A 24960-nucleotide genomic window follows, 5' to 3' on the forward strand; every position below is an offset into this window, starting at 1 on the left:
ATGTTACGAGCATAATAATCATCCCCTCACATTTGAATAGATTTGGAGTGATTTCATGAAACTCAAGCTACCAGGAAGCTTCTTTCACAGAATGATTTTATTTGTAAGTATTTTAGCCATAATACCAGTCATCATTGTTGGTGTGTTTTCATTTCTTCGTTCAACTTCTGTTGTGGAGAATTATGTTGCCAAAGAAAAAGAGCATAGTGTGTACCAAATCCAAACAAATGTCGAGCAGGTTATTAAGTCGGTTGATCAATCCCTAACACAACTAGCTTCTTCTTCTAAGATTATTGAATCGTTAAGAGAACCACTTACAACTAGACAATTTCAACTTTATAATCAATTAAGAGACGATCTTAGTCACCAACAAACTTTCGATACACGCCTTACCGATGTTGCGCTAATTAGTCTTCAAAATAATTGGCTCGTTAATAATTATGGTTTGCAACGACTTACAGAAGATCAATTATTCGAAATTTCTGAACGTTATTTATCTCTTAAGACAAGCTCTGTCTGGCTTTTAGAAGAAAACTCAAAGGATTCATTATATAAACAAGTCGCCTCTCGTGCTTGTAGCTATAATTTAAACCTGATAAAAAAAATACCCACAATTTCATCAAATAAAACAGGGATGATTATTGCCAATATACCGACATGTAGCTTTCGAGATATGTTAAATAAGGATAATACTTTAGAATCGTTTTTTATTCTAGATAAGGATGGAAGCGTTGTCTTACATGATGATACAAGCAAGGTTGGACAAGCCTTTGAATATCGCGACGTACTGACAGAACATATATCTGATGAAGACGATACTGGACAATTTACAATCGCGTCAGAACATACAGATTATCTATTTACTTACCGAAAATCTTTTTATAATGGATGGGTCTACCTCTCTATTGTTGAGCTGAGTGAACTAACTGCCCAATCTAGGTCGATTGGATGGCTAACACTTACCATCACATTAGTAATTGCTGGACTTTCTTTATTACTTGCATTATTTGGAAGTAGATTAATCTATCAACCTATTAAACAATTACAGAATTTTATTTTACATTCCATAACCGATAGGGATAATCGTAGCGATAAGAATGAATTTGTTTTTATTGAGAAACATGTAAGGAATATGCTGAAGCAAAATGATATTTTAGAAAAATCATTACAAAACCAAATTGTTCAACTGAAGCAATTTTTCACTCATCGTCTTTTGACTGGTAAAGTGACTAAAGAAGAACTAGATGGCAGGATGAAATATTATGGATATAACACCGACTTTAAATGGGTAAGTGTACTCACTGTTCAAATAGACAGTCTTGAGGGGACTTCTTTTAAATCGAAAGAAGAAGATGTGATTCTGTTTGTTATTAATGACCTTGTTGAAAAACTGATTCCAAGCCAAGAGCGACTGATGCCAATTGTTAACAAACAAACTCAAGTTACGCTTTTATTGAGCAATTTAGATTCAAAACATGAATTTAACCAATTTGTAAATGATATCGCCGAACAGATTCAGAAAAAGGTCAAAGAGGAATATAGTGTTCCAATTAGTATAGGTGTGAGTGAACCTTACAACGATATTCTTCAAACAAGAATTGGCTACAAGGAAAGCCTGGAAGCACTCAAATATACACTTAAATATGGTACTGAATCAATTATTTTCTTTGAAAATCTCGAAATAGGTAAAGCTTTACATACCTATTTTCCTAAACGAATTGAGAATGAATTATTTGATTCCATCAAGGTCAATGACAAAGAGAAAGTCTATCAATTACTCAATGAGTTGATTGATGAAATTTTCTCTGATGATTTAAATCATGACCAATACCAAATCTCATTGGTTCGATTACTAAGTGATTTGATTGAATTAATGCATACATTGGCAATTAATGTTCTAGATATAGAAGACAATCGATCTATTTTTGAAAATATTTATGAACAAAAAACAAGAGAAGACGTAAAGGATTGGTTTATTACAGTCATTATCGATCCACTTCTTCAGAAGATCGAGGACCGTGCAAAATCACAATATAAGAACATTTCGGAGAATATTGTTCATATTATTCATGAGGAATTTGAATCCAATATTACACTGGATATGATTGCAAAAAGACTACATTACAATCCAAACTATTTAAGCAGTATTTTTAGAAAAGAAATGAACATTTCGTTTAGTGAATATTTATCCATGTATCGAATTAACATGGCCAAAAAATGGCTTGCAGAAACCGATATTTCTGTTAAAGAGATATCCGATCGACTTAACTTTAATAATTCCCAAAACTTCATTCGCTCCTTTAAGAAGATTGAAGGGATAACACCAGGTAAATATCGTGATTCTGTCAGAGCAATGTAAGATTCGATGCTCTACACAACATTTACAGGCACTTATTCAAGATTAAGTATATACTTAGCTAGTTAAGGAGCTGGATTCATGAAAAAACTAGTAGTCTCTCAAAATGGCGAGGGAGATTTTGAAACGATACAAGCTGCCATTGATTCAATTCGGGTCTTCCCATTAGAAGCTGTCACGATTTATATAAAAGAAGGTTTTTATGAAGAAATCATTACCATACCAGAAAACAAACCTACTATCACAATTATTGGCGCTGGGGAAAAGAAGACTACCATTTCTGGAAGCAAATTTGCAAGAATGAAAAATGCGAATGGATCTGAGATTGGTACTTTTGAAACGGCTACTTTTCATATTTTTGCTGATTCTATTCAAATAAAAAACCTTACAATTCAAAATGTGGCTGGCTATGGGGATGAAATTGGCCAAGCAATTGCGCTTTATGTATCTGGAGATAAATGTACATTTAAACATGTACGATTGCTAGCCAATCAGGACACCCTTTATCTGTCAAAAGGCAGACACTATTTCTCTGAGTGTTATATTGAAGGACATGTCGATTTTATCTTCGGTGCTGGTATCTCTGTTTTCGATCAATGTATCATTCATAGTCTCCGTAAAGGTTATATAACTGCTGCTTCAACTCCTATGGAAAATGATTTTGGGTTTGTTTTTAAAAATTGCAAACTTACTGGAGCAAAAGAGGCCACTGAAGTATATTTGGGTCGTCCGTGGCGACCATATGCCCATACTGCTTTTATCAATACATGGATGGGTGAGCATATTCATCCCAACGGATGGGATAATTGGAGAAATGAAGAAAATGAACATACATCCCGCTATATCGAATGTAATAGTACTGGCCCTGGAAGTGACTCCTCTGAACGAGTGAAGTGGGCAAATTTAATAAGTGAAGAGGAAACTTCCACATACACCTTAGAAAACATATTCCGTAAAAATGATAAATGGCTACCAAAATAAGAGCTTCAGAGTGTAGACAAAGTCAAACTTTATTTTGTCTACACTCATTTTTATAGGAAACACTAGTAAGATTCACTTTCCTAGACTATCTTGCAAACGCTTGTCAGACAAGGCGCGCTCACCGATCGAAGACGCGAATTGAGATTGCCTTCATGAGAGGACAAATGAGGCTAGCAACGAAGTATACTGGCCTTTGTCAACAGTCTGAAGCTTCCAAAATGGGAGGCATATTTCCTTTCTCATTCGTCTATACCATAGTACTCAAAATAGTCGTAATCAGCATAGTTTGAAGACTCTATTCCATTGGAACTTGCATACATCCCTATATAAGCCCCTGTAAATCCGCCTGCAACGTCTGAACTTAAAATTGTCCCATCAACATTTTCCTTCAGAACCTCCCAGTTTTCAGAGCTTTTGGCAACATAAAAATTGTAAGATTGACCATAAGCCTCTACTTTAAAGAAGACCTCTTGTTGTTGATAAGGTTTTGAAACTAAGATAACTTCCCGATCCGCTACTCTTTCTACTAATCTTAATTGAGATTGTGTGTACTCAACCCGATAATGGAAATCTGTGTTCTGAAGCAAAATGATTCCTGCTACTTCATTTATATTGTTTGGTATAAATTCCATTTTTGTACGCGCAGCAAAATTCATATGGCGCTGCCTCATTCCAATAAAGGCCGGATTAACAAATTCTGTGATGGTATCTGGCTTTAATCGCAAACGCAGATAGCCTGGACGATCCTTTAATGACCAAAAATGACCTCGTGGGGTTCGGATAAAGTTCCATTGCATCCGTAATTCAATTGAATCAAAATGATCACAGGCAGGTTCGGATGGCCATCTTTTCTCTTCCAAATTTGGTGCGATAGCTTCCATTTCAACGATCCCTTTTCCTGGATTGACGACAGGCCAGCCATCTTCCCAATTGAGTTGTACGAGAAAAGTCTCCCTGCCTAGATTCCGAAATTGACCACCATACGGTCGAGTTCCTAAGCATACCATCCACCATTCGTCGTTATGTGTTTTAACAATATCACCGTGGCCCACATTCGTAATCGGGTATTCCTTCCCTAGATGTCGATGTGTCAAAATTGGGTTTGTTTTAGATCCTTCATAAGGACCTGTAATGTTTTTACTGCGTGCTACAGTAATTGAATGAGTAAAACCAGTTCCACCTTCTGCAATTAGTAAATAGTACATTCCATCGACTTTATAAAGATGTGGTGCTTCCTGTGCATGTATATTTTTTAATGCCCCATCCCATAGACTATATTTCTCACCAATTAATTGTTTCGTCTCTAAGTCCAGTTCCTGCAACCAAATTTCCATCTGTTTTGGATAAAGTTGACCTTCTGGAGGTCGTCGATTAGCTGTGACATACACTTTTCCGTCATCATCAAAAAACAAAGATGAATCAATACCAGGACAGTCATCTAACCAATATGGGTCAGACCATGGACCACCAGGGTTTTCTGAGGTGACAAAGAAGTTCTTTCTCGCACCTGTTTGACTTTCTACAAAAGTTGTAATGACATAGAAAAGACCTTTATGGTAACGAATTGTTGCAGCGTATATTCCTTTAGAGTTTGGTATTCCATCAAGGTTTAGCTGGCTTGGGCGATCGAGTACATGACCAATTTGTCGCCAATTGACTAAATCTTTGCTATGAAAAATCGGAATACCAGGAAAGTATTCAAATGTAGAAGTAACGAGATAATAATCATTTTCTACTCGGCAAATCGATGGGTCTGGGTAAAACCCAGGAATTACTGGATTTTTATAGGTAGACAAAAACGTTTCTCCCCTTTATTTGTGAACTAAAAAATAATTGAACTCAGCGTACCCTTTACTATTTCGGCTTTCCATGTTGGAACAGTAGATTCCCATTTGAGCGCCTACCCATTTACCTATTGTAGCTTTAAATTCTTTTTCTATTTTCGTGAAATTGATACCATCTACACTATAGCTAAATTGGCAAATCGCACCCTTTTTTACTTCTACACGTAGGAATAGTTCATCCCCACTGATAGTACCGATCCATGTGATATTTTGTACTTTTTCTTCATTACCAGTGACATAAAAGATGCCTAAACTACTTTCTTGTTTCCTAACTTGGAGAGTCGCATATTCCTTACCTAATATTAATAACCCTGCACAATCTTTTTCCATTTCAGGAACTAAACTAAGTTTTGTTTGAACATTAAATGTTTCTGCAGGAAATTTCTGTGTCAATATATTAGGGATATGATAGAGGTTTCCTACACCAAACTGATTGATTGCATGTAGTTTAAGCTTTTGATTCTTTAATTCATACCACTCTTTTTTATAATTTGCTTGCCACTGCCATTGGTGGCCTAATTTTTCAGAGCTAAAGTTATCACTCATGTTGGGAACACGAATCCCTGATGGTACTAGAGTCTCAGGCTTTTTCCACTTGATTACAGGTTCTCCGACTCCCTCTGCATTCTGATTATGGCCTATTACTGGCCAATCGTCTTCCCAATTCATTGGCTGTAGATGAACCACTCGACCGTATGCTCCCTTATCTTGAAAATGGAGGAACCATGATTCTCCTGTTTCTGTTTCAACCCAAGCTCCTTGGTGGGGGCCATTTATGTTTGTCGTTCCTTGATGTAATACGATCTTATCCTCATATGGTCCGAAGATATTTTTTGAGCGGAGTATGGTTTGCCAGCCTGTTGCAACACCACCTGCTGGTGCGAAGATATAATAATAACCATTTCGTTTGTAAAGTTTGGGCCCTTCAATCGTGGGATGATGTGCACGACCATCAAATACATGGACACCTTCGTCTAACGTTTTCGTCCCATCGGAATCCATGCGACTTATATGGAGGATACTTTTAAACCCAATTCTGCTTTTTGCAAATGCACTTACAAGATATGCCTGACCATCATCATCCCAAAATGGGCATGTGTCTATCCAGCCTGTTGTTTTCTTAACCAAATGCAGAGGTGTCCACTCTCCTGCTGGGTCTATTGCCGTACTCATAAAAATCCCTTCGTCAGGCGCACCAAAAAACACCCAGAACTTTCCGTTGTGATAACGAATGCTTGGTGCCCAAACACCATCTCCATGACGTGGTTTATCATAACTCTCATATGGTAAAAATTCAGCTACATGATTAATGATTTTCCAATTTACAAGATCGGTAGAATGTAAAACGGGTAAACAAGGTGACATATGAAAACTTGATGAAACCATATAATAATCTTTTCCAACACGTATAACATCAGGATCTGAATAATCTGCGTGCAAGATTGGATTTTGGTATAGTCCATTTTCCAAGTCTGCCTGCCAAACATTCTGATTAATACGGCTTATGTCTATATCATTCAATAACCATTTACCCCCATCCATTTTCAAAACCTAACATCCAGCGTTGAACAAAGCCATTCAAATGATTGCTCTCCACATATTTCATGGCCACCGTCAAAAACATGCCATTTTAGCAAGTGCGAAACATTATGTTCTGAATATATTCTTTTAATATCTTCAATTGCTTTTTCAGTATCTTTTACAGGGAAAAGATGGTCCGATTTCCCAGCCTCTATAAATAATGGGCGAGGCACCATCAATGCGATTAATTCTGGCATTTCGGCATATTGCAAGATACCTGGTACATAATTGTCTAAACAATGTCTTCTGCCCATAATACTTCCTTTAAATGTATTCGTATAACCAGAAACGACTGTTGCCTTAATTCGTTTATCAAGGATAGAGGTGAAAGCCGAAACGAGTCCACCACCAGATATCCCCATACAACCAATGCGGGTAGGGTCTATTTCTTCAAATTCCTCCATGAAATCTAATACTCTTTGACATTCAAATACACGAAGTCCTGCTAGTGTCTTACCATAAAGTAACAACTGACTTCCCAAGGAATAACAAGAATTATCTGATGAGTTCTTACGCTCGTCCGTAGAATACGTTCGTTCTCCAAACCCTATTAATTCAGGGGCAACTACAACAAACCCTCTTTTCACTAGTTCAATAGCAAAATCCTTATGATATCCAGAATCCCCTTCTCGATTATTTCCATTTGGATCTAGACCTACAATATCTTTGTTTCCGTACCCATGTCCATGTAGCGCAAGCACTGCTGGAGCCTTATTACCCTCTATACCATTTGGAACTAAAACGTACATCTGCATTCTGACATTTGGTAGAGTTGTAATCTCTGCACTATACCTTGTATATTGGTTGTATGTCATTTGTTTCACAATCGTAGGCTGGAGTTCATGGTCACTTTTAAAAGTACCAATCAGCTCCTCAAATTTTGCCTTTAAAGATATTTGCCATGTTTCATCGTATCGTTTTGTCGTATCTCTAACATTAACAGTTTCTCGATACAAGTCATCTAGAAATGGATGGTTGACCCACATATGTATCCCCTCTCTTTCAAACAATTTATAATGTATTATTCACTTACTTTACTTGGGTCTTTGATTTGTAAATAGTTCGGTTTTTCTATTTGCGTAGCAAAGCCCCCTATGTTTTTTGGATTCACTCGATTTAATACCACAACTGGAGTAGAGTCATGTTGGTTTCTCATTGTAAAATGATCAATATTAACATATTCACTATTCTCAATCTGAAGTCCTGCACCCTGGCGTGTTTCTACACGAACATGATGGATATTCAAATTTGAGATATACTTTCCATAGATACCTGCTCCAGCCATTACTAATTCCTCTTGAACCATATCTGGTTCTCCACCTATTTCATCTGGGTCGTTTGTCATTTCAATTACAGTATGATAGATTGATAGATCATTAATTGGGCTTTCTGGAAGCCCGTAAATAAACCCTGCTGCTGCCCGACAGTTTTTTGCAGTTACATTACTAATCTGAATATGTTCTATTGCTGGTGTCTTTTCAGTGATAGGCTGCGCTTCAAGACTATTAACTGTTGGATCTTTTTCATTGACACCATGTCTATAAAATGAATTTATGGCTATTGGACATAATACATCTTCCATATATATATTGTTCACAAGTATATTTTTCACATATCCACCGCGTTCACGATTCGTTTTAATTCGAACTCCCCGGTCTGTTCCAATAAATGTACAGTTAGAAATGGTCACATTTTTAATTCCTCCTGACATTTCACTACCTAAGACAATTCCACCATGTCCATGATGCATCGTACAATTTGTAACAACCACATTTTCTGTTGGTCTACCTACCCTTCTTCCATCCTCATTAATTCCTGATTTTAAAACAAGGCAATCATCCCCTACTGCAAAGTGACAATTGGATACACGTACATTTGAACAAGAGTCGATGTCAAATCCATCACCATTCGGAGTATCTGCAGGATTTTCAAAGGTAACATTATGAACAGTAACATGATCGCAATATACTAGATGTGTATTCCAAAACGGTGAGTTTTTCAAGATGATACCCTCAATTAATACATGCTTACAATTCATCAATTGCAATAATGGTGGACGTAGAAATTGTGAATCCCATTCAACAAGATTCGTTTCAATTGGTTCCATGAAGTGTTGGTTCAATTGAAAAATTTTCTCTGTTGTTTTCGACGAATACGCTTTACTATTTACACGAAGCTGGCTATTAATCTTCCACCAAGCTTTCCCTTGTCCATCAATGGAGCCTTCTCCTTTAATCGCAACATTTTCTAGATTTTCACCAAAAATTAACGGAGAATAGCCATAGCATTCATATCCTGACCACCTTGTTTTGACAGGTTGATACAGGTCAAAATTGTCTATAAAGACGAGTGTGGCACCTGCTTCAACATAAAGTGTAATATTACTTTTAAGCACAATTGGTCCAGTCAAATATGTCCCTGAAGGTATATAAACAGTCCCTCCACCATCATCTGTACACTGATTAATTGCCTGAGCAATAATCTCTGTATTATCCGTTTGATTATCTCCCATTGCTCCTAGTTGTGTAATATCTATAATAGCCATATTACTCCCTCCTAAATGATAGTACCTATTGATTTATAGTTCTACATAACTCCTTAAATTACTTGCTTTAATACTTGTTCATTTGTTGACTGTATCCAAATGAACATTGCCTGATTATCCGGGGGTCCATACACCTTTCTATAATCCGATGCTGAGATGGAACTCCAAAGGCATTTCTGATTAATACTCACCTTTAGCCATAACTTGTTGGAAAAGCGAAATAAATTTTGCCCGTAAATCTACGGGCATTTTTGTAAATCATTCATTTCGTAATAAAACTGCTAAATCAGACGTTGTCAGATTCAAAATAATACCGAACCATGTTCGACAGATCTACCTTCAAGCCATTTTAGAAAAACGATTTAAAGGTGAAAACCAACTTCTCAAAAGCTTTAGTGATTCTTACCTGTAGCTCTCCCGCTATCTTACTAAAACTACTATTCCTTCATTGATCCGAGCATAGCACCTTTCGTGAAGTATTTTTGCAGGAACGGATAGACTAGTAACACAGGCACTGTTGCAACAACGATTACTGCCATTTTTATTGTAATATCTGGCGGTGGTATATTTGTAAATTCTGAGCTATCATAGCTGAGACCACTTGCAAGCACTACAATTTGTCTTAATAAAACTTGAATTGGCCATTTGGCAGCATCATTGATATAAAGAATCGCATGCATATATGTGTTCCAATAAGCCACTGCATAGAATAAGGAAACGGTTGCAAGAGCTGGTTTTGATATTGGTAACACGATTCTAAACAATACCCCAAAATCGTTACAACCATCAATTTTAGCCGATTCAATCAATCCTTCAGGTAACCCCATAATAAAACTGCGTAAAATAATCATATTAAATACGTTTATTGTCACTGGAATAATCAATGCTGAGTAACTATCTAGTAAGCCTGTCTCTTTTACGATTAAAAAAGTAGGAATCATTCCACCACTAAATAACATGGTGAATACAAATAAAAATAAGATTTGCCGTCTACCAATCAGATCTTTTCGTGATAATCCATAAGCAGTTAATAATGTAATAAACATACTCCATAAAGTACCAATCAATGTTACCCCAATGGATACAAATAATGCTTTAAAAATTGTATTTGTTGAAAAAATATACTTATACGCATCCAAACTAAATACAGTTGGAAAAAGGACAAAACGTTTATCAGCTAACTCTGCACTTGTTGTAAATGAGGCTGCGATAACATGTACAAATGGCAGGACCATTGTTAGCGCTATAATAATAAGTAATAGATTATTTACCCAACGGAAGACTCGACTTCCAAACTCTTTTTCTCCTACCATGCTCTCACTCCCTTAATTAGACTTAATAAATACCTTCTTCTCCGAATTTTTTAGCCATTTTATTCGCAAAGACTACAAGAATTAGACCAACAAGCCCTTTAAATAAACCTACCGCCGTACTGTAACTATACTGACCTTGTAATAATCCAGTTGTATACACATACGTATCAAAAATCTCAGCAACACTTCTATTTGAAGCATTTAATAATAGGTATACATGCTCAAAACCAAGCTCTAAGACATCTCCGATTTTTAAAATAAGAAGGACAATAATGACTGGTCGAATTGCTGGTAAAGTAATATGCCAGATTTGACGAAATTTACTTGCTCCGTCCATTTTTGCCGCTTCATATAAACCAGGATCTACCCCAGAAATTGCTGCTAGATAAATAATGGTTCCCCATCCAGCACTTTGCCAGACAACTTGTATGATATAGATTGGTCTAAACCAATCGGAATTCATAAGAAAATTAACCTTATTAAATCCTAGACTGACTAGTAATTCATTAATTAACCCACCATCCATTGTTAATAAAACGAAGCTGATTGATACAATGATGACCCAACTCATAAAATGGGGGATATAAATAAGTGATTGTATCGTTCTTTTAAAAAATAGATTTTTGACTTCATTTAACATCAGTGCTAGTACAATCGGAATTGGAAACGCTACAAAAATATGCAACCCAAATAGAACAAGTGTGTTTCTTAAAATCATCCAAAAATCCGAATCTGTAAATAGACGAGTAAAATGCTCAAATCCTACCCATTCACTTCCTAGGATTCCTTGATAAGGCTTGTAATTTTGGAACGAGATTACTAGACCAAACATCGGAATATATTTGTAAATAATAAGATACAAAAGACCAGGTAGGATCATTAAGTATAATAGTTTATTCTTGAAAATACGTCTTTTTATTTCTGCCTTAAAGCTCTTTTGCAAATCTTTGTTAACTGTTGTTAGCTCTGTTTGACTGCTCTGCTCAATAAGTGTTTCAGATTTCACCCTCATCTTCCTTTCGTCATATAATTATCATCACAATCATGTTCGTATTTGCTTTAAGATTTGTTAAGAAGCAAATACAGTAGGAGTTGTTGTTTACCGCTTTGAAACAAACCTTATACTCCTATTTTGTAAAGAATAATAGATATCGTAAATAATCAAAGTTTCATATGCTCTGTCGATATGACAAGTATGGATAACACTATCACCTTATCTTAGATGATGATTATTCTGTCCACATCACTTATTCAAAAAATAGCTCATTTATTTACAACTTAATAAAGGGTAATCATCTGTGTATCATGATTGTAAGCAATCCGAATGGAAAACTGTCTACCTAACTACCATTACTAAATGGTAAGAAAATGATTATCCAACATTCTCCTTCTACTTGACAGTCGATTCTCTTAAAACAACGCAATTGCTTGTTTTATAATTATGTCTTTTGAATGAATAAAAGGCTGTCCGAGAACAGCCTTTTATTTTTACCAAGAGTTCATTGTCTTATTTAGAGTTCTTATATGACTCGTTAAATTCTTTAATCACATCGTTCCCACCAGATTTCTTCCAATCCTCAATAGCCTTTTCGAAACCAGCTTTATCAAGATCTCCTAAAATATACTGATATGTAGCATCAGTTATTTTTTGGTTTAGAAGCTCTCCTTTTTCTGCATATGTTGCTGAGTCAAGTGCAACTGCTGGGTTATGAATAAGGTAGTTTTCATTATCAAGAATGAGGTTTTCTGCTTTTTCTTTTGCTGGTAATGTGAATACTCCATCATATCTACCATTTGTTTTAATTTCACCAATTTCAAGAGCTTGATATGGCTTTACTTCACGGTTTGTTAAATCTTGATCTTCAGATGCTAATGCTCTGCCATCCTGTACTTCATAATGCTCACCTTCCACTCCCCAGAAAATGAGGTTAGAAAGTTCAGGTGTTACTAATTTATCAAAGAAACCAAGAATGCCTTTTAACTGTTCTTCTGTTTTTACAGAAGATTTAGGGAATAATACAACGTTTCCATAACCAGGGATCGCCCATACTCCAAACTCACCATGTGGTCCCACAATTTTATTATGAACATCGTACTCAATGTCTGGATTCAATGCCACAGCATCCTTATGAAGACTTACAACGTCAGCCATTGAACCAATATACATACCTGCAGTTCCATTTTTAAAGAATGCTTGTTGATCTTCCTTACTTGTTACCGGGAAGTCTTGATTTATATAGCCATTATCACGCAGGTCTTTAAAGAAATCCATTGTTTGGACATACTCATCAAACATGAATTCTGGAAGTAATTCTCCGTCTTTTTCGCCCCATTCATTTGGAGTGCCAAACCAAGAAGCAACTGTTTTGAATGCACCATAAACTAAATCACTACGGTCCGTTAATCCAAATGTATCATTCTTACCATTTCCATCTGGATCTTGTTCAGTAAATGCTTTCGCCATTTCATAGATATCTTCAATAGTTTCAGGCGTACCAAGCCCTAGTTTGTCTGCCCAGTCTTTTCTATAAATTAAACCTTGGCGAGATAATGGCCTACCTTGGTATAATGAGTAAATTTTTCCATCAACAGCCGTATTTGCTAAGATTTGTTCATTTAACTTACTTAAGTTTGGAAACTCATCTAAGTATGGACCAATTTCCCAGAACTGACCATCGCGAATCGCTTCCTTAAATTGTATGAAAGTTGTTTGGTTCTTTAAGAAAACTGCTTCTGGCAGTGTTTCAGTTGCAAATGCCGTATTTAGTTTCTCCTCATAACTCGTATCAGGTGTCCACTGAATCTTTAAGTCGACACCAGTCTTCTCCTCCAGCAACTTTTCAATTTTGTCAGATGGTACTTCTGGTGTGTGAAGGTTAGCCATTATAGTGAAGCTAACTTTCTCTTCCTTTTGATTTGTGTCAGAATCCTTGTTACCTGAAGCGCTTTCATTTGAACAAGCAGCTAATCCACCAACCCCTAACATTAATGCAAGGGATAAGCCTAAAAACTTTTTCTTACTTTTCTTCAAAGGAATTCCCCCTATTTATTTTTTTGTGTTGCACCTTTAATCTATCGTCATGATAGGATGACGTGAATAATCAAATTCTCACATATCCTTGTAAATACAAGGTTTGAAAGCACTTTCAAAATCAATGTTAAGAAAATGATTATTACTTTTACAAAATTGAAGATACCGCAAATATACAAAAAAGATGAAGGCATTTCGACAGTTTCGACAGCCTTCATCATACTAGAGATTTTAACTTATTGGATTTTCTGGTATGCTTCATTAAATTCTTTTATAACATCTTCTCCACCAGACTTTTTCCAATCTTCTATCGCCTTTTTAAATCCATCCTTGTCAATATCACCAAGAATATATTGATAGGTTGCGTCATTAATTTTTTGATTTAATAGTTCTCCTCTTTCTGCTAGTGTTGCAGAATCCAGAGCAACTGTTGGATCATGAATCAGATAATCTTCGTTATCGATTATTAATTCTTCAGCCTTTTCTTTTACTGGAAGAGTAAATACACCTTCATACCTTCCATTCGTCTTCGGTTCACCGATTTCCAATGATTGATACGGCTTTACCTCTCTTGTTGTTAAATCCGTATCCTCTGATGCTAGAGCTCTTCCATCTTGAACCGTGTAATGTTCATCTTCGATACCCCAGAAAATTAAGTTTGCCATTTCTGGTGAAGCAAGTTTATCAAAAAAACCAAGAATTTCTTTTAATTGTTCTTCTGTTTTAACAGAAGATTTCGGGAATAGTACCACATTACCGTAACCTGGTATCGCCCAAATCCCATATTCACCAGTTGGACCTACTATTTGATTATGAACCTCAAATTCTATGTCAGGATTAAGGGCTACAGCATCTTTATGAATACTCAATACATCAGCCATTGATCCGATGTACATGCCAGCCGTACCATTTTTAAAGAATGCTTGTTGGTCTTCTTTACTCGTTACTGGGAAGTCCTGGTTAATGTATCCATTATCTCGAAGCTTCTTTATATAATCCATCGTGTCTATATACTCTTCAAACATAAATTCTGGAAGAAGTTGTCCGTCCTTCTCACCCCAACCATTTGGTGTTCCAAACCATGATGCTACTGTCTTAAATGCTCCATAAGCTAAATCCGCACGATCAGTAATCCCAAATGTGTCATTCTTGCCATTTCCGTCAGGATCATCTTCGGTAAACGCTCGAGCCATTTCATAGACATCCTCTATCGTATTTGGTGCCTCTATTCCTAAACGATCTGCCCAGTCTTTACGATAGATTAATCCTTGTCGTGACAATGGCCTACCTTGGTAAAGTGAATAAATTTTACCATCTACTGCGGTATTTTGAAGTATTTGTTCATTTAGTTTACTAAGGTTCGGAAACTCATTTAAATATGGGCCTATCTCCCAGAACTGACCATCGCGAATGGCTTCTTTAAATTGAATAAAGGTAGATTGGTTTTTTAGAAAAACAGCTTCTGGTAATGACTCTGTTGCAAAAGCAGTATTCAATTTCTCCTCATAACTCGTATCAGGTGTCCACTGAATGTTAATGTCTACGCCTGTCTTCTCTTCAAGAAGCTTCTCAATCTTATCAGATGGTACTTCTGGTGTATAAAGGTTTGCCATAATTGTAAAACTTGTTTTGCCATCTGAATCTGTTTTTTCGGATGTACCAGAACCCGCACATCCAGCAAGTCCACCTACTCCTAGCATTAATGCTAGTGATAGACCTAAAAGTTTCTTTTTATTATTTCTCAAAACTAATTCCTCCTACTAAAATACTTTACTACCTCCTTAATCTATTGGACTTTCTAAATTCCGTAAATAATCAAAATCTTAGATACCCTTATTATACAAAGGTTAATCGACTTTTACGAGAATGGATTATAAGATATTGATTACCTTTTTATAGGTGAAAATACTATTTTGAACAACAAATTTCTTAACTTACTTTCTAATAAATGTAAATTTCAACATTCATTCTTTTGATTAAAATAAGGGCTGTTTTCGCAAACTTTGTTGTTATTTACAAATTGAAAATAATGTAGGTGGACCCTCTACCTGATGTAAAATTTTGCAAAGGGCTGTCCATTTCCCTACCTGATAGGGTCTTTCTTCTGTTCTTAAAAACACGCCAAATTAAAAAAAGCTAGATAAAACATTTTTTGTTTTATCTAGCTTTTTTTTAATCGTTATCGTGTTTATCGTCATCTTTATGTTTTTTATGATGATGCTTTGGAATATATCCATGTTCTTTTATTTTCTGATAATGTTCATCTAACCAGTTAAGCTTTTTATCACCTTTTTCTTTTGTAAGTACACCGAATTCAATGTACTTGTTAATAATTTCCTTTTTCGTTTTAAGAAGTTCTTGATAAAGCTCATCCAATTCTTGTTTTTGTTTTTCAGTCAGCTCAACTTTTGGCTTTTCTCCATCCATTTCCGCAGCTACTTGAACGCCACCTACCAAGAAAATGCTTAGTAATAACGCAAATACAGACATTGTAAATTTTTTCATTTTTTCCGTCCTTTCTAACCTATGTACACTTTTATCGTTTATAGTATCCATTATTATCCAAATGATATACATATTTTATCTTAAATTAAAAGGGGCTGTCCAAAAAGTCACTGAAAAATGACTTTTGAGGACAGCCCTCATTTTTTGTTTTTTGGGTTTACTAAAAAATCTGGTGTTGATTTCCGCTGCAGGTACTCGCTTTCCGCGGGCGGTCCGGGAGCCTCCTCGTCGCAAGCTCCTGCGGGGTCTCCACTGGCCACGCTTTTCCCGCAGGAGTCTCGTACCTTTCGCTACAATCAACAAGGTTACAAAATTTAATAGTATTGACTCGTAATTTTTAAAAAAACATACAAAAAAACTAACGGGTTCGGTTTTGAAGTACAAACAGGTAATTATCAGACGAAAAGGTTGTCTATTTCGTGCAAAAAAAATCAATATAAAACGCACAAAAATGGTCAGCGGCTGAAACCACTGACCGACCTTTTTTTATGGTATTTTGTTCAACATACTTTTTAAGAAATCTATTTTTCTAATATCTTTATTATTATTGTTATCTGCTCGATAACTATCCTTGGATGAAGATTCGTAAACACTTAAATATTGCTCAGGATTTAGTAAATAATACTTTACCTCTCCCATTTGTTGCATTTCTAAATTCTCTAATTGTACTCCTGCGAAACTTGGTAAAGTGTCAATAATACCAAACTCAACTGATAATCCTTCTTTAGAGAACTCGTGTTCGTGCAAATCAACCAAACTATATTCCATTGTGTTCATAATGGTCACTATTTCATTCCAGTTATGTATATTTAATTCAGGTGGTACTTCCCACCCTCTTTTATCACCAGGTATATGAATATCTAAGTCTTGTGCATCCCAACTCTTTCCTGTAATGACCTCTAAACCAACCGAACCCATTAACAATGGGATAATTTCAATATCATTTAGTTTTTTTGCAATTTTAATAAACTCATTAAACTTGTGATTATCCATTTGCTCCTCCATTTTTTTCTCAGTTTTACCGCAATTTTTTATTACTAACCTTCCCTTTATTTGAAGATTTTGTCTCTTTACAATACCATATTTCCAGTTCAGAGGTTTTTTTGGTAACTTAAAAAGTATTGCAAATGACACCAAAAATTTTGAAGAACAGAAAGTTCTGTCATCTTCTTTTTAGGGTGCTTTTTGTAGTACCAATTGATTAGTTTGTTATGGATAATTACCGTTAAATCAAGAAAAAAGGAGTAGCGAAATCAATGCGATTTGGCACTCCCTTTGATGTGTTATTTGAAGTTTTGTACTCGAAAACAGAACCCGTTACAAAAAAACCATCCTTTTTAGTAAAATGAAGTTACCACACAACATTCCAGAAAGGATGATTTTTTATGAGCAATCAATTGATTACTAATGAAAATTATAACACGCAAACTTCCCTTTTTCCAGAGTTCGAAGAGGAGAAACTAGAAGTTCAAAATGAAGAAAAACAAAAGGAACCTAATCCAAGACAATTAGCCCCTACTTTCAAACCCTACGATAATCGACAAATTCAAATGATTTATGATATCGAATCTCTTATTCCACAACATCACGAGGCCCGTGTAGTAGACGAAAAGGCAAGGGAGAAAAACGGTCGTTTTTCTCCCTTGCCTTATTTTTTAGGACTTATCGGACAGCCCCATTTCTAAGACGCTTTTTGTTTTTCTTTAATGGACTGAGCTTTGGTTTTCTTCGCCTTTGTGCCGATATAAATAACCGTAAGTACTACAAGGAGCTCAAAACCATACTTGATCCATGGATTTTCAAAAAAGTCCTGTAGAAATGGTTCACCTACAATCATTTTTGAAGCTGTCCAAGCAAGAATTGCTGCACCAAATACAACAATAATCGGAAATCGATCAATTAATTTGATAAACAGTGTACTTCCCCAGACCATGATTGGAACGGAAATGATGAGCCCAATGATAACTAATAAAAAGCTACCATGCGCCGCACCTGCAACTCCCAGTACATTATCAAGGCCCATTAATGCATCCGCAACAATGATTGTTCTTATCGCTGCTATAAATGATCCTTTAGCTTCTATTTCATGTTCCGTGTCGTCAGTGAGGAGCTTATAAGCAATCCAGATGAGTAGGATGCCCCCAATAAGATGTAATCCAGGTAATTCAAGAAGCCACACTACTGCAAGGGTGGCTGCAGCCCGGATGATAATCGCTCCAACTGTTCCCCAGATAATTGCTTTTTTTTGCAATTCCTTTGGCAAATTTCTAGCGGCCATACCGATTACAATCGCATTATCGCCCGCTAAGACGAGATCAATTACTACAATTGCAAGTAGAGCTGAAAAGAACTCTGCTGAAAACAATTCCATTCGTAATTCACCTCGGGTTTATTTTACCCAAGTTCAATTTAAGTTTATAGAATAAATAATGGTATCAAAAATGGAAAAATATATTATAATCAAGACAACGATTAAACAGCATCACATATAGTACTAATAGAATATGCTAATAAAATAATATTTTCCAGAAGGAAAAGGGGAGTTTATTATGAGGAAGCTCATTCCATTTGGTTATTTTGCTTCGATTGTTTTAATTTTATCAGGAATTCTTTATTTTTTTGCCGCAAACTGGCCTGAATTTACTCGATTCGAAAAACTAACGCTTGCAGTAGCTGGTATGCTTTTATTTTATTTGTTATCCGTTCTTTCTTCAAAAGTTCTTTCATATCAAGTATTTTTGGGAAGATGGCTACTTGTTGCTGGTGCCATATCCTTTGGTCTATGTATGGCGTTAGTGGGTCAAATATATAATTCACACGCTGATAGTTATATACTTTTTGTTGTTTGGCTAATTCCTACATTATTACTAGCGATATGTACGCGCTATGCACCTTTAGCTATTTTTAGTTTCGTCCTATTCCACCTTGCTTATTGGTTCTATATGCATCCCTCTTCTTACTTCATTGTTCGCTCAGATTTTCAAGAGTGGCTCATATTCTTTGTTATTGCGGTCATTAATTTGATCCTCTTCATTTTTACCTTTACTGATTTTTTTCGTAATAAGACTATACGTTATCTGTCTTATATGATGACCCATATCATGTTAATCGGAATGAGCATTTTTGAATTATTTGAACCTTATAGTGGATGGACAAATGTCTTATATATTGCATTTGCAGCCATTTCTTATTTCTTTCTAGTTACGAAAAAAATTGATCGCTATATTTCCATTATTTTATTCACAATGATCAGTATTTACGTTTGTACGAAAATTATTGAAATCCCATTTTTATTCGGAGAATCAATCGGATATCTTGGTTTACAAGTGCTAGGTTCAATTGCCTCAGTCGCGCTAATTATCGGTGGAGTTATGCTGGCAAAGCATTTATCTTCCAAACATACAGATACTCCACTTGCTCAAACGATGAAGGGGACTTTGATTGTAATCGTGACACTTATTGGATCTTTTATGTTTTCAATCAGCTTTGGTGGTGTTCTCTTCATTCTATTTTCTAGTGCTTATGCAACTGTCGTATTAAGTATTATCTTTATTAGCGTTGGTTTGTTTACAAAAAAACTTGGACCTTATGTTCGAAACACATTACTGTTTATTGGGTTCTTCTCTGGTTTACTTGAAGCGTTTTTCTTATCAACACCCATTACTATTTTCTATTTACTTATCTCAGTCGCCGTAACCATAGCCATGAAAGGTGGTATTATTCGTTTTTTAAGTTACTCAACAATCATTGGTTGTTCGTTACATCTTATCCTTGATGAAGGTGGCTTGTCGGAACAGCTAGAATTCATTTTTATTGGTTATGCACTGCTAAACGCAATCGTTTACTATCTGGTTCGCTCTGAAGCAACATTAAAACGAATTAGTTTGTTTTATTCCTTACTCTTTTTTTATGCGTTATCATTTACCGACAATTTACTTTGGCAAGAAATAGTATATAGTTTGATGTTTTTTATCATTACAACATCCCTTGTTCTTTTCTTTTCAAAGGAAGACCAAGTATTTCTTTTTAGAATGACCTTGGTATTCTGGATTGCTTTATTTATTTCGACTTATTATGACCTTCTTTGGTCACTTGTGCATAAATCACTTTCACTTCTCATTATCGGTATTGTTTTCTTTATCATTACACAATACTTTGATCGTAAGTCTGGTATTAAAGATCAGAAAACAGAAAAAACTTTTTCAAAAAAGCAATGGGGCCAAATCGGACTCATTCTTTTGTTACAATTAGCATTTGTTGGATATCAAATTTGGAGCAATGAGTCCCTTCTGAAAAACGGAAAAGAAATTACCCTTGCTTTAGCACCAGTGGATCCACGCTCCATGCTCCAAGGTGATTATGTAATTTTGCGCTATGAAATTGCTGAAACGAATGAACTTATTAATGTTCATTCAGGAAACAAGGTATTCATTCTTGTGAAAAAAGATAATAATGGGATCTATCAACGAGAGAAAATACTAACAAATATAAATCCAACTGATTATCTTTTAGCTGAGGACGAAGTTATACTTACAGGTAAATATAATGGATACAATGGAGTCATTCTCGGTATTGAAAGTTATTTTGTAAAAGAAGGTACGGGGTTAGAACTACAGCGAAATGCAAAATTCGCAAAAGTAAAGGTAGCTAGGAATGGAAATGCATTACTTGAATCGATTTATTAAGGAGGCTTAAGTGCCTCCTCTTTTTTTTTCAAAAAATTAATGTAATTCCATATTCATGATATAATTTATTCGTATGACAAAGCAAAAGGGAGAATTGGGAAATGTTAAACCAGTTATATGAATCTTTAGATAAAAAATACTCTGAAATGGTTGATATTCGCCGCTATTTACATCAGCATCCTGAAGTATCATTTAAAGAGTATAAAACAGCCGAATTTATTGCAACTTTCTATAGAAATCTAGGTGTTGAAGTACGAACAAATGTAGGTGGAAATGGAGTAGTGGCTAAAATTCACGGTAGCAAACCAGGACCAACTGTAGCTTTACGTGCTGATTTTGATGCCTTGCCAATTCAAGACGAAAAAGATACTCCTTATAAATCAACAGTTCCAGGTGTCATGCACGCATGTGGGCACGATGGACATACTGCTACACTGCTAGTATTAGCGAAAACTTTAAATGAATTAAAAGAGCAACTATCTGGTACAGTGGTTCTTATCCACCAACATGCAGAAGAATTAGCTCCAGGTGGTGCAATTGCGATGATCGAAGATGGTTGCCTAGAAGATGTAGATGTCATTTTCGGTACACATTTATGGGCAACAGTCCCTACAGGAACGATTGAATATCGTGTCGGCCCTGTTATGGCAGCTGCAGACCGCTTTGAAATTAAAATTCAGGGACAAGGCGGGCACGGCGCACATCCTCATACAACAAAGGATGCCATTGTCATCGGTTCCCAACTTGTGATGAATTTACAACAAATTGTGAGTAGACGTGTCGATCCAATTGAATCTGCTGTTCTTTCTGTCGGTTCATTTGTAGCCGATAATACCTTCAATATCATTGCAGATACTGCGAGTCTCAAAGGTACAGTTCGAACATTCAGTGAAGATGTTCGAAGTCAAATGGAAGTAGAAATTGAAAAAATAGTAAAAGGAACATGCATCGCAACCGATTCAACTTACACGTATGTGTTTGATCGTGGGTATCCTGCTGTTGTAAACCACGAACAAGAAACAAATTTTCTAGCTAAAATAGCTCAAGAGGTGCCTGGTGTTCATTATGTACAAGAGACAGCACCTCAAATGGGGGGAGAGGACTTCGCCTATTATTTACAGCATGTGCCAGGAACCTTTTTCTTTACTGGCGCAATGCCAACTAATGAATCAAACGCTTATCCACATCATCATCCTAAATTTGATATTGATGAGAAGGCCATGTTAATTGCAGCTAAGACACTAGGTGCAGCAATCTTAAACTATTCAAACATTGAATAAGATAAGAGACACTTTGGTGTAACACCTTATCGGCAAAAAAAACGCAAGAATGATGTAACATTCAGCATTCTTGCGTTCTTTTTTATTTTAATATTCGTAATCGATAACAATTTTTCGCTGTCTCACCTAATTGGTCGAGTAAATTGTAATTTGCATAAGCTCCCACAACCGCCCCGACACCAGGTAATAATTGGAGCATCTTCACAAAATCGATATAATCTCGATATTCTTGTTGAAAGACCCTCCAATCCAATTCTATAAGCTTATCCTTCTCCGCTTCCCAGTTCTCAATTATTTCAAATGTTTTCTTTTTATGTTCATCACTTGAAAAAGCCAATTGAAACACATACAACAAGAAAAGCCGTTCTTCATAATTCTTCGTATCAAACCCGTGGATTGCTGCAACCTCAAATAGATATTTCATTTTTATCGACAGTAGCAATGGAAAATCCGCGAGTGCTAATAGAAATCCTCCTGCCCCAGTTCCAGCTCCTTCTGCAGCGGCAGTTCGCCTATAAACTGTTAACTTCTCTTCTAAGAGTTTTTCTTTCGCCTGTAATGACAAATCTTTTGGATAGTCGCCTTTGGTTGTGTATTCTGAGCCAATCAATGTTGCCTGAATCATCTTCTTAATACTTTCTGTTATAATTGTGTGGGCCTTTTCAGGGATCATTTCATTCATTTTTGTTTGTGCTTTTTTCGAGACACGTTGGAGCATATTAGACTTTCTAATTAGCTTTTTCCTCCATTGAAATAATTCCTCTTCCACCATTAACATATACGAATCATTCATGCGCCTCTACCCTTCTTTGTGTTTACATATTACTACGTATAAATAGAAACAAAGGTTTCACTTTTTCATCTATACAGACGGTCTAATTTTCGTATTTTTCCTTTTGTATAAATAAACACAAAAAGAAAGACGAATAGGACACCCATTATGAAAAAGATGAATGTGCTCATGATTTCAACCGTAAGCATCAAAATGACTGTAAATAACATACATTGAACAAGAAGCAGTAGACATAAAAACTGCAAATATGACGCAAGCCTGGAAGCTTCACTGACTGGATATAACTGAACCCAAATTTTTAAACTATGGTGCCTCCATAACGTTATGATCTGGTAGCCTGTTAAATATAGGAATAAAATCATGGCAAAAGCTTTCCCATATTGAAATGGCACAAAATATAGAACTAATCCACCAATAAGTGTTAATCTCACATACATACCTAAATAGTCACTCGTCCGTAAAAAAGTACGTGTATAAAGATAGCGGAATGTATTTTTCTTATTGTAAGAGATGAATCCTGTTACCCAGTTTAGCCATTGACGTTTTTTTACACGTTCTTGTAGCTTAGGAACATCAGTGAATAAATTGGCGATTCGATAAAAAGTAAGCATTCTTTTCGATTCTAACTCGATTAATGTCTGCCATTTTAGTCCTTTTTTCTCCACGTTTTTTTGAAAGTATAGTAGTAATCCTATCATGATTACTACTATACTTCCGATAAATAGAATCGATGCTCTAGAAAACAATAAATAAACAAGGACGACATTCAGGATAAGTCGAATCATCATATCTATGTAGTATGTAGACTTTTCCATATAATACTGTGTGAACCATGACATCATAAGATTCCATGCCTTACTTAATAGTACAATTACAAAAATAGCAACTAAAGATGACATTGTTTTTTCAGTAACAGCAAGATATAAAGGTGCTGCTACTGCGAAAACAATTAATAAAGGATAAATCTGAGAGAAAAAACTGTACCAGAATGCCTTTTGAAAATAGGGTGTAAGTTGCTTCTCGACAGGTAGTAAAAAAACAAGATCTGGTTCTTTTAACAAGGTCTGGATTCGACTACTGGTTAAAATAGTCCCTAATACAAGAGCAATTACGATTGCATAAGGAAAATCTTTAGGCACATCCTGCAACCAGAAATTATAGTAATAAGCCCCTCCACCTCCTAAGAATAGGAGAGCAATTAATAAATGGTCATTTAACATGTACCGTAAATACCTGCTTATTTCCTTAAAATATTGAGCGAGTCTCTTCCTCCATAGATCTTTGCTATCAATCATTTTCTTCTTCCTTTGTTAAGCTGATATAAATATCATCAAGTTTCGCGTTTTCCATATTAAATTGTTTGCGGAGATCCTCTAAGGTACCACAAGCCTTGACCCTCCCATTATGTAAAATAATGAATGAATCACAGTAACGCTCGGCTGTCGCTAATATATGGGTTGACATTAAGATGCCTGCTCCTTGATTTTTCATCTTATTCATTATTTCCAATAAGGATTGAATGCCAAGAGGGTCTAAACCGACAAATGGCTCGTCAATGATGTACAGAGATGGTTCAACAAGAAAGGCGCACATAATCATCACCTTTTGTTTCATCCCCTTAGAAAAATTAGATGGGAAGAATTTCACCTTTTTTTCCATTCGAAATTCTTTTAATAAGGGTTGTACTCTTTTTTCGAATACCTTCTTTTCGATACCGTATGCCATTGCTGTTAACTCTAAATGTTCATATAATGTTAATTCATCATAAAGAATAGGTGTTTCAGGAATAAAACTAAACATGGAACGATAGGTTTCCATGTCGTCTTGAATTGTTTTTCCGTTTATCTGGATAGTTCCTTTCTTCGGCTCCATCAGACCAATTATATGCTTAATGGTTGTACTCTTCCCTGCACCATTGAGTCCAATTAAACCCACTATTTCTTTTTGCTTAACGTGGAAGGAGACATCCTTAAGTACTGGATTTTGTGTGTAACCACCAGTTAGATTAGAAATCTCTAATAGTGCCATGTAAAGCTCCCTTCTTTA

19 protein-coding genes are annotated in these 24960 nt (G+C 35.8%); 5 read left to right on the forward strand and 14 right to left on the reverse strand.

Features of this window, described 5'->3' with window-relative positions; all coding sequences use genetic code 11:
- Positions 1 to 55 precede the first annotated feature (55 nt).
- Both ACWPVE_RS03135 and ACWPVE_RS03140 read left to right on the forward strand, forming a co-directional pair.
- Positions 56 to 2359, forward strand: a complete 2304-nt coding sequence (locus ACWPVE_RS03135; RefSeq protein WP_453990605.1) for a helix-turn-helix domain-containing protein — start codon at positions 56 to 58, stop codon at positions 2357 to 2359.
- Positions 2360 to 2437: 78 nt separating this feature from the next.
- Complete coding sequence (locus tag ACWPVE_RS03140; RefSeq protein ID WP_453990606.1) at positions 2438 to 3337, forward strand: pectinesterase family protein; 900 nt, start codon at positions 2438 to 2440, stop codon at positions 3335 to 3337.
- Between the two features lie 239 nt (positions 3338 to 3576).
- Here the strand turns inward: ACWPVE_RS03140 and ACWPVE_RS03145 are convergent, their stop codons facing one another.
- The 10 genes from ACWPVE_RS03145 to ACWPVE_RS03190 all read right to left on the reverse strand — a co-directional run bounded on the left by ACWPVE_RS03145 (position 3577) and on the right by ACWPVE_RS03190 (position 17149).
- Positions 3577 to 5133, reverse strand: coding sequence for a glycoside hydrolase family 43 protein (locus ACWPVE_RS03145; protein WP_453990607.1), 1557 nt, complete (start codon positions 5131 to 5133; stop codon positions 3577 to 3579).
- A 15-nt stretch (positions 5134 to 5148) separates the two neighbouring features.
- Positions 5149 to 6723 (reverse strand): glycoside hydrolase family 43 protein, encoded by a 1575-nt coding sequence (locus ACWPVE_RS03150; RefSeq protein WP_453990848.1) that lies wholly within the window; start codon positions 6721 to 6723, stop codon positions 5149 to 5151.
- Positions 6724 to 6725: 2 nt separating this feature from the next.
- Positions 6726 to 7748, reverse strand: coding sequence for a dienelactone hydrolase family protein (locus tag ACWPVE_RS03155; RefSeq protein WP_453990608.1), 1023 nt, complete (start codon positions 7746 to 7748; stop codon positions 6726 to 6728).
- A gap of 35 nt (positions 7749 to 7783) precedes the next feature.
- Entirely contained in the window at positions 7784 to 9307 is a 1524-nt protein-coding gene (locus tag ACWPVE_RS03160) for a glycoside hydrolase family 28 protein (RefSeq protein ID WP_453990609.1), read from the reverse strand.
- Between the two features lie 437 nt (positions 9308 to 9744).
- On the reverse strand, positions 9745 to 10620 hold the full coding sequence (locus ACWPVE_RS03165; RefSeq protein ID WP_453990610.1) for a carbohydrate ABC transporter permease: 876 nt from the start codon (positions 10618 to 10620) through the stop codon (positions 9745 to 9747).
- A 22-nt stretch (positions 10621 to 10642) separates the two neighbouring features.
- The gene (locus tag ACWPVE_RS03170; protein WP_453990851.1) at positions 10643 to 11563 is read right to left on the reverse strand and encodes an ABC transporter permease; all 921 of its coding nucleotides are present in this window, start codon (positions 11561 to 11563) and stop codon (positions 10643 to 10645) included.
- Between the two features lie 564 nt (positions 11564 to 12127).
- Positions 12128 to 13606 (reverse strand): extracellular solute-binding protein, encoded by a 1479-nt coding sequence (locus tag ACWPVE_RS03175; RefSeq protein ID WP_453990853.1) that lies wholly within the window; start codon positions 13604 to 13606, stop codon positions 12128 to 12130.
- A gap of 281 nt (positions 13607 to 13887) precedes the next feature.
- On the reverse strand, positions 13888 to 15351 hold the full coding sequence (locus ACWPVE_RS03180) for an extracellular solute-binding protein (RefSeq protein ID WP_453990855.1): 1464 nt from the start codon (positions 15349 to 15351) through the stop codon (positions 13888 to 13890).
- Positions 15352 to 15823: 472 nt separating this feature from the next.
- A complete protein-coding gene (locus ACWPVE_RS03185; protein ID WP_453990611.1) occupies positions 15824 to 16156 on the reverse strand; it encodes a YckD family protein in 333 nt (110 codons plus the stop codon).
- Between the two features lie 486 nt (positions 16157 to 16642).
- Positions 16643 to 17149: a phosphoribosylanthranilate isomerase gene (locus tag ACWPVE_RS03190; protein WP_453990612.1), complete on the reverse strand. Its 507-nt coding sequence runs from the start codon at positions 17147 to 17149 to the stop codon at positions 16643 to 16645.
- Positions 17150 to 17541: 392 nt separating this feature from the next.
- Here ACWPVE_RS03190 and ACWPVE_RS03195 point away from each other — a divergent pair, with 392 nt between their 5' ends.
- Positions 17542 to 17841: a hypothetical protein gene (locus ACWPVE_RS03195; protein ID WP_453990613.1), complete on the forward strand. Its 300-nt coding sequence runs from the start codon at positions 17542 to 17544 to the stop codon at positions 17839 to 17841.
- On the opposite strand, the gene ACWPVE_RS03200 is transcribed toward ACWPVE_RS03195, so the two are convergent.
- Positions 17838 to 18527 (reverse strand): TerC family protein, encoded by a 690-nt coding sequence (locus tag ACWPVE_RS03200; RefSeq protein ID WP_453990614.1) that lies wholly within the window; start codon positions 18525 to 18527, stop codon positions 17838 to 17840. The genes ACWPVE_RS03195 and ACWPVE_RS03200 overlap by 4 nt on opposite strands.
- Before the next feature lie 178 nt (positions 18528 to 18705).
- Here ACWPVE_RS03200 and ACWPVE_RS03205 point away from each other — a divergent pair, with 178 nt between their 5' ends.
- Together ACWPVE_RS03205 and ACWPVE_RS03210 are read left to right on the forward strand one after the other, a co-directional pair.
- A complete protein-coding gene (locus ACWPVE_RS03205; protein WP_453990615.1) occupies positions 18706 to 20841 on the forward strand; it encodes a GDYXXLXY domain-containing protein in 2136 nt (711 codons plus the stop codon).
- Positions 20842 to 20942: 101 nt separating this feature from the next.
- The gene (locus tag ACWPVE_RS03210) at positions 20943 to 22121 is read left to right on the forward strand and encodes a M20 family metallopeptidase (protein ID WP_453990616.1); all 1179 of its coding nucleotides are present in this window, start codon (positions 20943 to 20945) and stop codon (positions 22119 to 22121) included.
- An 82-nt stretch (positions 22122 to 22203) separates the two neighbouring features.
- On the opposite strand, the gene ACWPVE_RS03215 is transcribed toward ACWPVE_RS03210, so the two are convergent.
- From ACWPVE_RS03215 to ACWPVE_RS03225, 3 genes are all read right to left on the reverse strand, one after another.
- Positions 22204 to 22914, reverse strand: a complete 711-nt coding sequence (locus ACWPVE_RS03215) for an EcsC family protein (protein WP_453990617.1) — start codon at positions 22912 to 22914, stop codon at positions 22204 to 22206.
- 65 nt (positions 22915 to 22979) lie between these two features.
- The gene (locus ACWPVE_RS03220; protein WP_453990618.1) at positions 22980 to 24209 is read right to left on the reverse strand and encodes an ABC transporter permease; all 1230 of its coding nucleotides are present in this window, start codon (positions 24207 to 24209) and stop codon (positions 22980 to 22982) included.
- A complete protein-coding gene (locus ACWPVE_RS03225; protein WP_453990619.1) occupies positions 24202 to 24942 on the reverse strand; it encodes an ABC transporter ATP-binding protein in 741 nt (246 codons plus the stop codon). The genes ACWPVE_RS03220 and ACWPVE_RS03225 overlap by 8 nt, the downstream gene beginning before the upstream one ends.
- Positions 24943 to 24960 lie beyond the last annotated feature (18 nt).

The organism is Bacillus nitroreducens (genome assembly GCF_964021195.1).

What these genes read in the sequence shown, in the direction of transcription:
- ACWPVE_RS03205 (WP_453990615.1), top strand. Translation starts at nt 18,706, where the DNA reads ATGAGGAAGCTCATTCCATTTGGTTATTTTGCTTCGATTGTTTTAATT.
- ACWPVE_RS03185 (WP_453990611.1), bottom strand. Translation starts at nt 16,156, where the DNA reads ATGAAAAAATTTACAATGTCTGTATTTGCGTTATTACTAAGCATTTTC.
- ACWPVE_RS03180 (WP_453990855.1), bottom strand. Translation starts at nt 15,351, where the DNA reads ATGCTAGGAGTAGGTGGACTTGCTGGATGTGCGGGTTCTGGTACATCC.
- ACWPVE_RS03225 (WP_453990619.1), bottom strand. Translation starts at nt 24,942, where the DNA reads ATGGCACTATTAGAGATTTCTAATCTAACTGGTGGTTACACACAAAAT.
- ACWPVE_RS03140 (WP_453990606.1), top strand. Translation starts at nt 2,438, where the DNA reads ATGAAAAAACTAGTAGTCTCTCAAAATGGCGAGGGAGATTTTGAAACG.
- ACWPVE_RS03190 (WP_453990612.1), bottom strand. Translation starts at nt 17,149, where the DNA reads ATGGATAATCACAAGTTTAATGAGTTTATTAAAATTGCAAAAAAACTA.
- ACWPVE_RS03135 (WP_453990605.1), top strand. Translation starts at nt 56, where the DNA reads ATGAAACTCAAGCTACCAGGAAGCTTCTTTCACAGAATGATTTTATTT.
- ACWPVE_RS03175 (WP_453990853.1), bottom strand. Translation starts at nt 13,606, where the DNA reads ATGTTAGGGGTTGGTGGATTAGCTGCTTGTTCAAATGAAAGCGCTTCA.
- ACWPVE_RS03220 (WP_453990618.1), bottom strand. Translation starts at nt 24,209, where the DNA reads ATGATTGATAGCAAAGATCTATGGAGGAAGAGACTCGCTCAATATTTT.
- ACWPVE_RS03155 (WP_453990608.1), bottom strand. Translation starts at nt 7,748, where the DNA reads ATGTGGGTCAACCATCCATTTCTAGATGACTTGTATCGAGAAACTGTT.
- ACWPVE_RS03150 (WP_453990848.1), bottom strand. Translation starts at nt 6,723, where the DNA reads ATGGATGGGGGTAAATGGTTATTGAATGATATAGACATAAGCCGTATT.
- ACWPVE_RS03200 (WP_453990614.1), bottom strand. Translation starts at nt 18,527, where the DNA reads ATGGAATTGTTTTCAGCAGAGTTCTTTTCAGCTCTACTTGCAATTGTA.
- ACWPVE_RS03210 (WP_453990616.1), top strand. Translation starts at nt 20,943, where the DNA reads ATGTTAAACCAGTTATATGAATCTTTAGATAAAAAATACTCTGAAATG.
- ACWPVE_RS03160 (WP_453990609.1), bottom strand. Translation starts at nt 9,307, where the DNA reads ATGGCTATTATAGATATTACACAACTAGGAGCAATGGGAGATAATCAA.
- ACWPVE_RS03215 (WP_453990617.1), bottom strand. Translation starts at nt 22,914, where the DNA reads ATGAATGATTCGTATATGTTAATGGTGGAAGAGGAATTATTTCAATGG.
- ACWPVE_RS03165 (WP_453990610.1), bottom strand. Translation starts at nt 10,620, where the DNA reads ATGGTAGGAGAAAAAGAGTTTGGAAGTCGAGTCTTCCGTTGGGTAAAT.
- ACWPVE_RS03195 (WP_453990613.1), top strand. Translation starts at nt 17,542, where the DNA reads ATGAGCAATCAATTGATTACTAATGAAAATTATAACACGCAAACTTCC.